The organism is Microbulbifer maximicatervae (SeqCode), from assembly GCF_052468295.1.
This window is the reverse complement of the sequence record NZ_CP174340.1, coordinates 3,057,892-3,072,124: the sequence shown is the minus strand read 5'-3', so window position 1 is coordinate 3,072,124 and position 14,233 is coordinate 3,057,892. Positions and strand designations below refer to the sequence as shown.

14 protein-coding genes are annotated in these 14,233 nt (G+C 45.7%); 13 read left to right on the top strand and 1 reads right to left on the bottom strand.

All coding sequences use genetic code 11. From position 1 onward, the window contains the following. Nucleotides 1-2: 2 nt before the first annotated feature. The 4 genes from ACJJIQ_RS13985 to ACJJIQ_RS13970 all read left to right on the top strand — a co-directional run bounded on the left by ACJJIQ_RS13985 (nt 3) and on the right by ACJJIQ_RS13970 (nt 2,364). The gene (locus ACJJIQ_RS13985) at nt 3-491 is read left to right on the top strand and encodes a hypothetical protein (protein ID WP_445362227.1); all 489 of its coding nucleotides are present in this window, start codon (nt 3-5) and stop codon (nt 489-491) included. A gap of 95 nt (nt 492-586) precedes the next feature. After that, a complete protein-coding gene (locus tag ACJJIQ_RS13980) occupies nt 587-868 on the top strand; it encodes a DUF7660 family protein (protein WP_445362226.1) in 282 nt (93 codons plus the stop codon). Nucleotides 869-950: 82 nt separating this feature from the next. Next, the gene (locus tag ACJJIQ_RS13975) at nt 951-1,508 is read left to right on the top strand and encodes a DUF6891 domain-containing protein (protein ID WP_445362225.1); all 558 of its coding nucleotides are present in this window, start codon (nt 951-953) and stop codon (nt 1,506-1,508) included. A gap of 460 nt (nt 1,509-1,968) precedes the next feature. Further along, nucleotides 1,969-2,364 carry a hypothetical protein gene (locus ACJJIQ_RS13970; RefSeq protein WP_445362224.1) on the top strand — a complete coding sequence of 132 codons (396 nt, stop codon included), beginning with the start codon at nt 1,969-1,971 and terminating at the stop codon, nt 2,362-2,364. 28 nt (nt 2,365-2,392) lie between these two features. On the opposite strand, the gene ACJJIQ_RS13965 is transcribed toward ACJJIQ_RS13970, so the two are convergent. Further along, on the bottom strand, nt 2,393-3,322 hold the full coding sequence (locus tag ACJJIQ_RS13965) for an IS110 family RNA-guided transposase (protein WP_445362223.1): 930 nt from the start codon (nt 3,320-3,322) through the stop codon (nt 2,393-2,395). A 326-nt stretch (nt 3,323-3,648) separates the two neighbouring features. Between ACJJIQ_RS13965 and ACJJIQ_RS13960 the strand changes: the two genes are divergently transcribed. The 9 genes from ACJJIQ_RS13960 (at nt 3,649) to ACJJIQ_RS13920 (ending at nt 14,217) form a co-directional block, all read left to right on the top strand. After that, the gene (locus tag ACJJIQ_RS13960) at nt 3,649-4,194 is read left to right on the top strand and encodes a DUF4303 domain-containing protein (protein ID WP_445362222.1); all 546 of its coding nucleotides are present in this window, start codon (nt 3,649-3,651) and stop codon (nt 4,192-4,194) included. A 133-nt stretch (nt 4,195-4,327) separates the two neighbouring features. Next, nucleotides 4,328-4,747 (top strand): hypothetical protein, encoded by a 420-nt coding sequence (locus tag ACJJIQ_RS13955; protein WP_445362221.1) that lies wholly within the window; start codon nt 4,328-4,330, stop codon nt 4,745-4,747. Nucleotides 4,748-5,394: 647 nt separating this feature from the next. Then, nucleotides 5,395-6,684, top strand: coding sequence for a group II intron reverse transcriptase/maturase (gene ltrA / locus ACJJIQ_RS13950; protein WP_445362220.1), 1,290 nt, complete (start codon nt 5,395-5,397; stop codon nt 6,682-6,684). Nucleotides 6,685-7,177: 493 nt separating this feature from the next. After that, nucleotides 7,178-7,597: a hypothetical protein gene (locus ACJJIQ_RS13945; RefSeq protein WP_444896860.1), complete on the top strand. Its 420-nt coding sequence runs from the start codon at nt 7,178-7,180 to the stop codon at nt 7,595-7,597. 622 nt (nt 7,598-8,219) lie between these two features. Further along, nucleotides 8,220-9,512, top strand: a complete 1,293-nt coding sequence (gene ltrA / locus ACJJIQ_RS13940; RefSeq protein ID WP_445362219.1) for a group II intron reverse transcriptase/maturase — start codon at nt 8,220-8,222, stop codon at nt 9,510-9,512. Nucleotides 9,513-9,561: 49 nt separating this feature from the next. Further along, the gene (locus ACJJIQ_RS13935; protein WP_445362218.1) at nt 9,562-9,786 is read left to right on the top strand and encodes a hypothetical protein; all 225 of its coding nucleotides are present in this window, start codon (nt 9,562-9,564) and stop codon (nt 9,784-9,786) included. 667 nt (nt 9,787-10,453) lie between these two features. Then, complete coding sequence (gene ltrA, locus ACJJIQ_RS13930) at nt 10,454-11,743, top strand: group II intron reverse transcriptase/maturase (protein ID WP_444925282.1); 1,290 nt, start codon at nt 10,454-10,456, stop codon at nt 11,741-11,743. 548 nt (nt 11,744-12,291) lie between these two features. Further along, nucleotides 12,292-13,656: an IS4 family transposase gene (locus ACJJIQ_RS13925; protein ID WP_445362217.1), complete on the top strand. Its 1,365-nt coding sequence runs from the start codon at nt 12,292-12,294 to the stop codon at nt 13,654-13,656. Nucleotides 13,657-13,701: 45 nt separating this feature from the next. Beyond that, on the top strand, nt 13,702-14,217 hold the full coding sequence (locus ACJJIQ_RS13920; RefSeq protein ID WP_445362216.1) for a hypothetical protein: 516 nt from the start codon (nt 13,702-13,704) through the stop codon (nt 14,215-14,217). The last annotated feature ends 16 nt before the right edge of the window (nt 14,218-14,233 follow it).

The window sequence follows — 14,233 nt, the reverse complement described above, 5'->3', positions numbered from 1 at the left end:
TCATGAAATGGAATGATCCACAATTTATTGAGGCTATCCGACTGATCCGTAAGTTTTTCCCTGAGTCGAAAGGTCATGTTTATCAGGGAAAGCCTTTAAGTATTGAGTCACTTGTCGCTTCAATGAGAATGGTAGATTATAAAATGGATTTCTCTGGAGACCCGTATGGCGTTCCGGAAGGCCCTGACCTCGGATTCAATAAATCTGGAGGTTTTGAGGGGGCTGACGACAAAATATACAGCAGGATACTAAGACACATTGAGCTGTCACCTACCGGTAGGGTAGTAATAGTTCCAGATGCAGTCGTTCAAAGTAAGGAGGATGCTCCACCTTTTGTTTGTCATTCAGATTCTGCTCCATCTAGGTTACGTGAAATTGATAACATCTTTAGTAATGGTAACGATAGCCTATTTATTTATGAATCAGGAGAGGCGTTTGCTGTTGATCACGACAATAGGTTGTTTTGGGCTAAGTCCAAAATCAACATTTAACAAACGCAGGCACGATCGCACACTTCGTGTGCTGGACCTCCGGTGCTTCGCACCTCCGGCCCGTGCTGCGGGGCGTTAAATGCCTAAAGGAAGATATGAGAGAACCCCACGAATTATTAGATGAAGTAAAAGATGAGAAGAGCTTTTTGCTTTTCGTAACATCACTGATTGCAGATCGTGAGCCTCATGAAGGAAAGCCAACTGATGAAGTCGGTTTCACAGAAGATTGGGCAAACAATTCTATAAGCGGGTTCTTAGAAGCAGCTGTGGCCTGGGCCGAAGATTCTGATTTTGGAATTAGCCAAGATTCGGAGTTAGAAACCAACAAATGGAAACAGTTTGCAGTGTTTTTGTATTGCGGGAAAGTTTATGAGTAAGAAGCAATTAACAAGTTGCTGCTGCGGATCGTCGCTTCGCTCCTCCCGCAGAGCAAAGCGTTAGGCCGCCAAGGAGAGTTTAGTGAACGAAGAAGAAAAATACATCCTAGATTCAATCAAAGGATGGGTATGGTCAGGCTTTTATAGCAAAGGCGATATTCGTGAAATGATATACGATATTCTCGAGGAAGGATGCGATGAAGAAATGTTGCTGGCTTCAATCGAGCCCGAGATTGAGAAAAAGCATTTAGCGGAAAAGGAATGGCCAGAGGTTACAGACTTCGATCGCCTTCATGGAGTATTCTATAAGCTACATGAAGAAGGAATTTGTGCTCTTCATAACGCGGGATACACAATGTCTGACGGATTTGAAGATGTTAGTGAGGCCGTTCATGAAGCTCCCAAAGGTCATTATCACAGCTTTTGCTTCTATCATGGACAAGATGTAGAAGGTGCAGTAAATGGTAGAGGTCTTATGATTGCATTTGGTGCTCTTGAAAATGACGATGGGAAAAGCATTCAAACCGGTAAAAGCGTAGCAGAGAGCTTAAGCAAAGCAGGCTTTAAGGTCGATTGGGACGGTACCATTAAAACGAGAATATTCTTGCCAGAGATACAATGGCAAAAGCGAGCAGCCTAACAAGGCGCTGCAACCGACCTCCGGCGGCTGAGCACGGCGTTAAGAGTCATAATCGAAAGATCGAGTTATGAGTGAGTTTATTAAAATAATGAATGTATTTCATGCTAAGAAATTTGCATGGCTTCCATTTACATTTCTCTGCCCAAGGCAAGGGAGTAGATTTGGTGTTGCGCGCTTTATTGGTACTGTCATTCTGAACACCTCGTTCTTTGCTTCACTTTTGGTATTTTTGTTGTATTCCAAATTTGGTAGTAGTGCTATAGATCACGTGGGGTTTACAATTATGTGGATATACGCCCTATTTGGTAGCTACTACTTATTTGTGTGCTTTTGTTGGAATCAGGAACATGGTGCCAATAACTCTTAACAATCACAGGCACGCTGCTTTGGCCCTTCGGGCCTCCGCGGGACAGCCTACGCTGCGCTTCGGCCGCCCGTGCTGTGGGCGTTAAGCGATCCCATGAAAGAAATTACGTTTGAAACTGATGTTTTCACTCTTACTGAAGAGAAGGATAACTTTATCAATCCTTGCTGCTTTGGCGAAGATGCTGCTGACTGGTTTAAACCTCAAATGGAATCAGCCGGCATTGAGGTTCTTGATACCTATCAGGAGGATTGGGGCTGGGAAATCAGCTGTTCTTTCAAAGGTAATAAATACTTTATAGGCCTTGGTGGCACACCAGAGACTGAGGGTAAGAATAATGGTGAGTGGCGTGTTATGGTCACAAAGCCTCGCTCTATTGTCCAGGTGCTTACGGGAAAAAATAAGCTTTCAGACGAAGAATCAATATTAGGTGTTTTGTCTGGAATCATTACAAAAGCGGGGTTTAGTAATGTGTCCACCTGTAGCGCTTAACAAGTGACTATGGTTGTTCGTCAAGTTATTAAGCCATACTTTCATCCCAGTAGGTGTTGTTTTTCACCATTGTATTCAGGATCGTAATCTGCTTTCTCATGCAGGCAACCAGAGCAACCTTTTTAGGTTTGCCAGCGTCGACTAATCGCTTATACATGGGCTTTAGTTTGGGATGATGTTGTATGGCCGACATGATGGAAACAAAAAGAACCGTGCGTACGCGATGCCTTCCACCTCGAATATATCGTTTGCCCTGGAAGTTGCCGCTATCACGGTTCATCGGGGCGATACCGACAAGTGCAGCGATTTCTTTACGGTTCAATTGTCCTAGCTCAGGAAGTTCACTCATTAACGTATAGGCCAATACATTTCCGACCCCTTTGGCACTCAACAATAGGTCACGCCTTTGCCGCCACTCAGACACACTGTTAACCAGTTTATCCAGTTGCTTGTCGATACCTTGTAGCTCTTTCTTGATGGTGTTTAGAATGGTCTGTATAGGTTTGTGTACTGATTTCGGCATTCTCTGAAGCCGATTCTTTTGCATTGTACTCATCTCTAAACACTGACTTCTTACCGCCAGTAAGTCACTGATCTCCCTAAGCTTTTCTGGTTTTAGCACCGACAGCCCTGGCTTCATGGCCTCACCAAAATGTGCAATATCCATTGCATCTAGCTTGTCAGTTTTGGCGAGGCGCCCTGCGGATTTAGCGAAGCTCCTTATCTGCGAAGGATTGCAAACAACAATAGGTAATCCGGCTTTGTCGGCGGCGCAAACAAACTCTAACTCGAGCCTTCCCGTAGACTCTATTAATACTCTTTGAGGTTTAAGAGGTTGTAGTTGTTTAATGGCATTTTTATCATTGGCAACACTAAAGAACTGGCCAGTAGGTCTCACATAAATATCGAGTTGTTTACTGCTGGTATCGATACCGACATTGATCTCTTGAGGTTCCATAAGATAAGCTATCTCCGCCTTGCTATTCGGGCTCGAGGCCCACATGACTATCCGAGTTATGCCTAGTGAGTGCTTATCACGTTCATACTTGTTATCGGTCTTTTACGAACCAGCCAAGCAGCGAACTGTGATAAACAAGGCCTTCGGTGGCCGCCGAAGGTGGGTCTCAATTTACCCGTTAACGAAAAGGATTTTCAACATCAGAATCGGGCAAGAACAACCATACAAGGGCCAGCACAATCGCCAAATGCGAAAAACGCATTTGGCTGGACTCGCGAAAAGCGTTCGCCTGTGTGGCCGGCGTTAGATTTGAAGAGATACGAAAGATGAATCCCGAAATTCGCAACTTGCTTCAAGGCCTATTGGATCTGTTAGAAGAATCAATAGTTACATCCATGGAGAGTATTGTTAAGGACAAGAATCCTTATGGATATGCTCTTTTGATTGGGGAGGATTTGGATTGTGCGAATGTGGTCGTAGTCACAAACAGTGAGGAAAATCTGAAAAAATATTCTGCTGAGGAGGATGTTGATGATTATCGATACATTCCTGACGAGTGGGATGATTGGCATTACGAAGATTTCAAGGATTTTAACGAGAAGCTAGATGAAGTCTATAGCCGCTTCGCTGAGACTCACATTGTGACAGACGATGAGTGTCTATATACGGAAGATGCTTTGGATTATATGAATGCTTTATATTCCCTATATATTCAAGCAATGGCAAATGTAAGGGAAAAAAATATTTTTCCGTCCATTTGGTATCGACTGGTTTGGATTTCGGATAGTGATCGAAATGTTATTGCAAATTCCTTCTATGAGTTAAATGATGGTAGGGCTTTGAAAGAAGCTTCATATTTATTTGAGCAATAGAAAATCTAACCAGGCGCTGCACCAGACCTATACTGCGGGTCTTTTTAATATGTATTCGCTTTGCTCATTGTTTCATATTAAAAAGTCCCACAGCATAGGCTGATGAGCTGGGCGTTAGCACCCTATACGTACTATGAGCATTACAGAAATAATCGAGAAAAGAGATTGTGGTGAGCTAAGAATCAATTTCTCACCAAATTGGAATTATCCTATTAAGTCAATTCTAAGTGGCTTTGGGCTTTTTCCGAATGAGGAGAACCTCATAGAGATATCAATTGATGTTGCCAGTGAGATCGTAGAAGCAATACTTTGGCGAGATCTCGCGTATAGTGGTGAAATCATGCCAAGAGAAGAGGCAAAGAAATATTCAGAGTATTTGGTTTATTCTATGGCACCGGCTGAATCTACTTTCTATACAAATGCAGAGTGGCATAAATACCATGGTGCAAGTTCCTTCGGTTTAAGCCCTTTCACTAGCTCTACATTTGATGGTGGCATTTTATGTGTAGGCAAGAATTCAGCAATGAGTATATGGGTTGAAGATGAGGACTAGTGCTAACAAATCAAAGCACGCGGACTTGGTAAAGCTGTCACCTTTTTTGTTCCAAAAAAGCCGCCAACTTCACCAAGCCGGTGTTTGAGGCGTTAGTGCGTCAAGCTAAGCTTGATGCTTCTTGCAGGGTGGAAGTCCCTGTCGGGTAAGGCCTAACCAGCCACCTGTATCGAGTGTTGCGCGTAGGGCGGAACAGAAGGGAAAGAAAATATAATTATCTTTTTTTTTTCAACTGTGAACAAACTATGTGAAGCGTACACAGAGAATTCTATAGGCCATAGGGATTATCGTGATCCTGAAGTGCTGGTATCGCTCCGATAATAAAGTGAGCTCCGATTGACGAGATGTGTAACGCCATCGAAGTCCAGGCAATGCAACCGTAATGGTAAGGTTGTTGCGGATCGGCGGGGTTATTAAGCCGTGGCATGTAGAAAGAGAAGTATTGAGAACTTGAGAGATCCGAGCAGGTTCCTGAAGGAGCAGGTAGAGACGTTAAGCCTAATGGCGAAACCAACGAAGACCACTCGGAAGTCGGATCAGCTCATAGTAGTCCGAGAGCGGGAAAGCCGCTTACATGGCGAAGGGGCTGACAGTAATATCGGTGTGCAACAGAAACATAGTCCAGACAAAGTAGGGCTGGAGACACTATGACAACCGCCTTGCACGCCATCGCATTTAAAGCACAGAGCCACCCCAGACACAGGTTTCAGAATTTATACGGACTGCTAAATTCCAACCTGCTGTATCAAAGCTGGGGCCAGCTCAATAAGCAGGCCCGCCCCGGTATCGACGGAGTAACTACCGAAGTTTACCGGCAAAGACTGCCGCAAAATATTCAATGCCTACATCAACGGCTGTGTGACAAACGCTACCGCACCCAGGCGATTAAGCGGGTATTGATTCCCAAAGGCAACGGCAAGCAGCGCCCACTGGGGCTGCCTACGGTGGAAGACAAACTGGTGCAGCAGAGCGTAGCGCAGCTACTGCAAAGTATCTGGGAGCAGGATTTTCTGCCCTTCAGCTACGGTTACCGTCCCAGGAAAAGCGCCCACCAAGCCGTACACAGTCTTGGCTTAAATCTGCAATTCAAAGGCTACGGCTACATCGTTGAAGCCGATATTAAAGGCTTCTTTGATCAGCTGGATCACGACTGGTTACTGCGGATGCTAGCCCTTCGTATCGACGACAAAGCCCTGCTGACACTGATTAAGCAGTGGCTGAAAGTACGCGTGCAAACTCCAGATGGTAAGTTCAGTAAAGCGGCAGCAGGCACCCCGCAAGGAGGTGTGGTCAGTCCGGTACTGGCGAACATCTATCTGCACTACGTCCTGGATTTGTGGTTCGAGAAGAAAGTTAAGCCGCGTATGCGTGGCAGAGCCATGCTAATCCGGTACGCCGATGATTATGTAGTGGCTTTCCAATTGAAAACGGATGTAGAGCGCTTTTACCGGGTACTACCGCAACGGCTGAACAAGTTTGGCCTGCAGTTAGCCCCCGAGAAAACGCACCTGAAGCGCTTTAGCCGCTTCCATCCGGGCCGAAAACGGCAGTTCCAGTTTCTGGGTTTTGAGTTCTACTGGAGCTTGGACGTCAACAAACGCCCCAGGCTCAGGCGCCGGACTGCCGCACAGAAACAGAAGGGCGCAATGGAAGCGCTCTACCACTGGATCAAAGCCAAGCGCAGTGAGCGTCTGAGAGAATGGCTGCCCACACTGAAGCGCAAGCTACAGGGGTTCCAGAACTACTTCGGTCTACCAGACAACAGTCGAAGCTTGTCCCGTTTGTACAGCTATGTTTTACACAGCATACACAAATGGCTCAACCGGCGGAGTCAGCGCAAGAGTTACAACTGGAATGGTCTAAAGGAAATGCTGGGATATTTTGGGCTAAAGCCACCGCGAGTATACAAACGCAGTATACTTGTGGACTGGTATTAGGGTTCGTGCTTTACACGAGCGAATATATTACTGAAGAGCCGGATGCGGTAGTTCCGCACGTCCGGATCTGCGTGGGGGCAGTTAGGGTAACCGGCTGTCCTACCACTACTTGTGGCTGTCATTTTTTAGGTAGTTTGAAGTTGCTGCAAGCACCAATCTCTTCCTGAGCACATTTCTCCAGAGAGTTTTCCTGCAGGTTGGCACCGCAGTTCCGTTCAAGTGTCTTCGTTTTAAGCCAACAAGTTCTGCAAGCTAGCAGCAGCATTGTGGAGTGCCAGTCAGTTAGTTAACTGGTGGGGAAAGTATGGTATTTTTCCCAGTAAATTTATTGGGCAGTGGCCAGCCAAAGGTGGCTGGCAAAGAGCAAGTAGGTTGTTCAGAGCGCGCCAGCTATAACCAGGCCAGGCAAGCTCGCCCAGCCGGAGGCTGGGCTGGACAGCCTACGCTCTGCTTCGGCTGCCCTTGCTGGCAACGTTAGCACCCTATACGTACTATGAGCATTACAGAAATAATCGAGAAAAGAGATTGTGGTGAGCTAAGAATCAATTTCTCACCAAATTGGAATTATCCTATTAAGTCAATTCTAAGTGGCTTTGGGCTTTTTCCGAATGAGGAGAACCTCATAGAGATATCAATTGATATTGCCAGTGAGATCGTAGAAGCAATACTTTGGCGAGATCTCGCGTATAGTGGTGAAATCATGCCAAGAGAAGAGGCAAAGAAATATTCAGAGTATTTGGTTTATTCTATGGCACCGGCTGAATCTACTTTCTATACAAATGCAGAGTGGCATAAATACCATGGTGCAAGTTCCTTCGGTTTAAGCCCTTTCACTAGCTCTACATTTGATGGTGGCATTTTATGTGTAGGCAAGAATTCAGCAATGAGTATATGGGTTGAAGATGAGGACTAGTGCTAACAAATCAAAGCACGCGGACTTGGTAAAGCTGTCACCTTTTTTGTTCCAAAAAAGCCGCCAACTTCACCAAGCCGGTGTTTGAGGCGTGTGTGCCAGGCATGGCATTTAACTAGAGAGGTGAAAGTCCTCTTACCAGGTATTCGTGGAGCCGAAGGTTAGCGAAAGGGCAAGGTTAATATCGCGAGGTATTGGCTGGAGGAAGCCCAACGCAAATTCACGGGGTGATGAACAAGAACTGGATATGAGGTGTGACGTAGGCGGAGCCAGTGGGCACGTGACCATAAAGCTCTCCATCCACAATTGGCTTACGTTTTATAAATCCAGCATCTACGTGAAGAAAGTTAAATGTCTTACCCTGGGAGGTCTATGGGTTGTTAATGGAGTAACTGAAAACTGAGAGATTGGTTTTGACCGATCCATAGAAGTCAGCAGAAGGCATAGTAGGTAGATTTCGTGCTACTGAAGGCCTGAACAATTCTGGACAGTATTATTAATGCAGAGCTTGATGACTGCATCTGACAAGTAACTTAGTTGCCAGAAAAAAAAACATTTTTTTTCTGGGTGAACATCAAACTGGAAACTTAATCATACATTGTCCAATTTCCCATCTCTTTTAATGCAGCGAATTCTAGATAGGAATAATCTGTTTCGAGCATTACAACAAGTTTCTCGTAACCAGGGTGCGCCAGGTCTCGATGGTATGACGGTAAAACAATTGCCGGAACATCTTAAGCAGACTTGGATTGCTACCCGACACAAGGTGTTAAGTAGTAGCTATCGTCCTCAACCGGTGAAACGCGTCTTTATACCAAAAGGCAATGGAGGCCTGCGTCCATTGGGTATACCCACTGTGCAAGATAGGTTGATCCAACAAGCTATCGCACAGATACTCAATGAGCAATGGGAGCCGAAGTTTCATGCTCTTAGTTTTGGTTTTAGACCAAATCGATCGGCACACCAGGCGATTAGACAGGTTCAAAACTTTGTCCGGCAAGGAAAGCGCTGGACGATCGATATGGACTTGAAATCCTTCTTTGATGAAGTGAATCATGACAAGCTCATGCTAACACTGAAGCAAAGTGGAATACCGGCTGATGTTCTGGGGTTGATAAACCGATACCTAAAAGCGCCAACGGTAGTCGATGGCAAGGTAATAGCTACAACAAAAGGCGTCCCGCAAGGTGGGCCGTTATCTCCGCTTCTAGCGAATATTGTGCTTAATGAACTGGACTGGGAGCTGCACAAGCGGCAACTCAGTTTTGTACGATATGCCGATGATTTTCAAATACTGGTGGGAAGTCGTCGGTCTGCAGAACGGATAAAAGCAAACCTTACGCACTTCATCAAATGTAAGCTGAAGCTCACAGTAAATACTGAGAAGAGTGCAGAGGATCATTTCTGGAAGCGGAGCTTTCTAGGATTTAGATTGCTGAAGAAAGATGCCCGGATAAAGGTATCAGAATCATCGATGAATAAATTGAAAGCCAAGATCAGAATGATCACCCGCCGAACACGAGGCCGCAAGTTTACTCAGATCATGGAAGAGTTAAATAAGTCCCTGCTTGGTTGGAAAGCGTACTTTGACATCAGTGAAGTACTGAGCCCTCTGAAAGATCTGGACAAGTGGATAAGGCGGAAGTTGCGATGTTATTTATGGAAACAATGGGGTCGAAGTGGTTACCGCCGATTAAGAAGGCTGGGAGTTGATCGCTTTTTAGCGTGGAACACGGCCAAATCAGCGCATGGTCCATGGAGGCTAAGCAAAAGCCCAGCCCTTTACAGAGCATTGCCAAATAGATACTTTAGGAACTTGGGGCTGCCGGAATTGGCAGATAGGAAGGGGAATAGAATTGAACCGCCATGGTACGTGACCCGTATGCCTGGTGGTGTGGGAGGAGAGGCATCGTGAGGTGCCTCCCTATCCCGATTAGGTGGCAATCTCTCATGAAGCGAGAATTATGAATAACGACAAAATTGAAGACGTACTTTCAGAGAATTTAGGTGAGGGCTACCATATCGTTCAAGATAATGGTCAGCTTTCACCATCAATAGAATGGGTCGATTGGGTTCAGCAATCGGATGATGAAAACGATATACGTGTTGAGGTTCACTTTTCAGATGATAGTGACCTTGTGTATGAAAAAGGTGTAAAGCTTCGTCAAATATGGCACGAGGACGTATGACTTTTAATTTGGAACCGAGCAAGCACCTAACAAGTTTAGGCAGCATCGCCCCTTCGGGGCTGGACCTCCGCTTCGGCGCTTCGCGCCTACACTGCGGCCGCTGCTAAAGGCGTTAGTGCGTCAAGCTAAGCTTGATGCTTCTTGCAGGGTGGAAGTCCCTGTCGGGTAAGGCCTAACCAGCCACCTGTATCGAGTGTTGCGCGTAGGGCGGAACAGAAGGGAAAGAAAATATAATTATCTTTTTTTTTTCAACTGTGAACAAACTATGTGAAGCGTACACAGAGAATTCTATAGGCCATAGGGATTATCGTGATCCTGAAGTGCTGGTATCGCTCCGATAATAAAGTGAGCTCCGATTGACGAGATGTGTAACGCCATCGAAGTCCAGGCAATGCAACCGTAATGGTAAGGTTGTTGCGGATCGGCGGGGTTATTAAGCCGTGGCATGTAGAAAGAGAAGTATTGAGAACTTGAGAGATCCGAGCAGGTTCCTGAAGGAGCAGGTAGAGACGTTAAGCCTAATGGCGAAACCAACGAAGACCACTCGGAAGTCGGATCAGCTCATAGTAGTCCGAGAGCGGGAAAGCCGCTTACATGGCGAAGGGGCTGACAGTAATATCGGTGTGCAACAGAAACATAGTCCGGACAAAGTAGGGCTGGAGACACTATGACAACCGCCTTGCACGCCATCGCATTTAAAGCACAGAGCCACCCCAGACACAGGTTTCAGAATTTATACGGACTGCTAAATTCCAACCTGCTGTATCAAAGCTGGGGCCAGCTCAATAAGCAGGCCCGCCCCGGTATCGACGGAGTAACTACCGAAGTTTACCGGCAAAGACTGCCGCAAAATATTCAATGCCTACATCAACGGCTGTGTGACAAACGCTACCGCACCCAGGCGATTAAGCGGGTATTGATTCCCAAAGGCAACGGCAAGCAGCGCCCACTGGGGCTGCCTACGGTGGAAGACAAACTGGTGCAGCAGAGCGTAGCGCAGCTACTGCAAAGTATCTGGGAGCAGGATTTTCTGCCCTTCAGCTACGGTTACCGTCCCAGGAAAAGCGCCCACCAAGCCGTACACAGTCTTGGCTTAAATCTGCAATTCAAAGGCTACGGCTACATCGTTGAAGCCGATATTAAAGGCTTCTTTGATCAGCTGGATCACGACTGGTTACTGCGGATGCTAGCCCTTCGTATCGACGACAAAGCCCTGCTGACACTGATTAAGCAGTGGCTGAAAGTACGCGTGCAAACTCCAGATGGTAAGTTCAGTAAAGCGGCAGCAGGCACCCCGCAAGGAGGTGTGGTCAGTCCGGTACTGGCGAACATCTATCTGCACTACGTCCTGGATTTGTGGTTCGAGAAGAAAGTTAAGCCGCGTATGCGTGGCAGAGCCATGCTAATCCGGTACGCCGATGATTATGTAGTGGCTTTCCAATTGAAAACGGATGCAGAGCGCTTTTACCGGGTACTACCGCAACGGCTGAACAAGTTTGGCCTGCAGTTAGCCCCCGAGAAAACGCACCTGAAGCGCTTTAGCCGCTTCCATCCGGGCCGAAAACGGCAGTTCCAGTTTCTGGGTTTTGAGTTCTACTGGAGCTTGGACGTCAACAAACGCCCCAGGCTCAGGCGCCGGACTGCCGCACAGAAACAGAAGGGCGCAATGGAAGCGCTCTACCACTGGATCAAAGCCAAGCGCAGTGAGCGTCTGAGAGAATGGCTGCCCACACTGAAGCGCAAGCTACAGGGGTTCCAGAACTACTTCGGTCTACCAGACAACAGTCGAAGCTTGTCCCGTTTGTACAGCTATGTTTTACACAGCATACACAAATGGCTCAACCGGCGGAGTCAGCGCAAGAGTTACAACTGGAATGGTCTAAAGGAAATGCTGGGATATTTTGGGCTAAAGCCACCGCGAGTATACAAACGCAGTATACTTGTGGACTGGTATTAGGGTTCGTGCTTTACACGAGCGAATATATTACTGAAGAGCCGGATGCGGTAGTTCCGCACGTCCGGATCTGCGTGGGGGCAGTTAGGGTAACCGGCTGTCCTACCACTACAGCACCAAGAATTTACGGATCAATAATGAAGCCTAATGAAAGATGGGAAAGAATTCGATCTAAAGGATCGTTTCATTTTGCTTTAACTAGAGGTGTGCTTGGGGGCGGTTGTTTTCTATTTGTTAACGGATTTCTATCGAGGCAGATAATCAATAATCAATCCATTCTCACTATGGATACATTATGGTCATTAATAGGTAGTTTGGCTTTTGGGTATCTTTTGGCTGGTGTAATCTGGTCTGTTAATGAGTCAAGGTACAATGGCCCCAGAACTTAACAAGCGGCTGCATTTCGTTCCGGCCTGCGGCCTCCACCGGACTTGCTTCGCTCGCCGATGAGCCGGGCGCTAAGTTTTATACACAAGTTTTTTAAGTTTTATTATGTAAATCAATAAGTTACAGTTTAGCCTGGTAAGAACTACAGATTTGGCTGGATTATTATGCAGGACTGGGTCATGGACGAAGTAAGAAATCAGGTTATGGGTGATACACGCTTGAATAAGCGCTTGTCTAATATTCTCAGTAATTTAAGTTCAGACCCAAACAATAGCATTCCTTGTGCAAACAAAACTTGGGCAGAAACGTTTGCAGCTTATCGCTTTATAGAAAATGATAAAGTCAACTTTGACTCTATTATGAGCGGTCATAAATCGGCAACTCTTGAGAGAATCAAAGCGCAGCCTGTTGTTCTTATCCCACAAGATACTACCTTTCTAAATTTTGCCACTGACCTAGAAAGTAAAGAGATGGGAACACTTAGGCGTAAAGAGACCAACCAACAACTCTTGCACACCTCCATCGCGATAACACCATCCAGAGTTAATTTGGGTGTTGTTGAAGGTAGTATGTGGCAGAGAGATAAGGAATCAAGTTCTAATTCCCGCTATACCAAGTCGATAAAGGATAAGGAGAGTCGACGCTGGCTAGACCATTACGAAACGGCTTGTCAGATACAAGAGCACTGCCCTGAAAGCACAATTGTGAGTATTGCTGATAGAGAGGGTGATATTCATGAGTGGTTTCAGCTGGCTGAAGAGCAAAGTGAACAGCGGCGGGCGAGCTATATCGTTCGAGCTAAGGCCAATCGCACTTTAGAGCTCGATGGAGAAGAAACGGTTTTACTTTGGGATCATATGAACGAGCAGAAATCTATTGGTCTATACACGGTAGATATTCCCAAACGGAATGGGGAACCTGGAAGAAAAGCCAAAGTCAGCGTATCCACTACCGAGATACGGCTACTTGGAAAAGGAAAATCTAAACGACCACTTTCTCTCTATGCTGTATTGGCTAAAGAATTAAACCCACCAGAGGGTGAAAAAGGCATTGAGTGGATGCTGTTAACTGATCTTCCAGTTGAAGACTATAAGCAGGCGAGAGTCGTCATTGAGTGGTATCGAAGCCGGTGGGAAATTGAAACCTATTTTCGGGTGGTAAAAGGCGGATGCCAGATAGAAAGTAATCGTTTTAGAACAGAGCAGCGAATGTTGAACTGTATTGCGATCTATATGATTATTGGATGGCGACTACATTCGATAACTACACAAGCAAAAAGTCTTCCTGATGAACCATGTACGAGTGCTTACTCTGAAAAAGAATGGCGCATGGTATGGATGATGCAAGATAAAAGTTCCCCGCCGAATATACCTCCGAGCATAAGAGATATAACGCGTATGCTGGCAGGTCTAGGAGGATTTCTAGGGCGTAAAGGCGATGGCGAGCCAGGGGTTAAAACTGTTTGGCAAGGATATGCAAAGTTGCTCCATTATGTTGAAGCAGCAGAGGTTTTAAATGGACTTAAATAATGTGTATAAAACACAGGCCGGGCGTTATATTCTGCTGAACCTATTATGAGTGAATTAACAAAAAAACTGGAAACTCTAAGCCAGCGTAGAAAAACAAAGGAAGCAATTCTCGAGCTTCCGGCCGATATACGTTCCAGTATCACTCTTGAAAATATAGTGTATATCGATCAAATCAGGGAAAGCCACGAGCTAGCATTATTTCCTAAGTATGGTAAAGAAACTATGGAGGCTCCTCAAGGTTACTCGAAATACATTTATCGAGATTGCGATACCTTAAAAGATTTAGTAGCACTAATTAATTCGGAGTTTGTCCCGTTTAGCAAATCAATTTTGGTTCAATCAACTAGAAATTCAGCTTATTGGGAGCTACCGTTAGATTGCCAACAGCAATTTTTTGAGCACTATATAGATGTTCTCAAAAACAATTTTTGGGGGCTACTGGTTTTTCAAAGTGATTTTGCACAAGGGTTAGTTATCGACAATTATTGCGGTTACCTACCTGAAGATAGAGCTACCAATAATGACGAGGTAGTATATGAATATGTATTTTGGCAAAAATGAATATAACCAGGCAAAG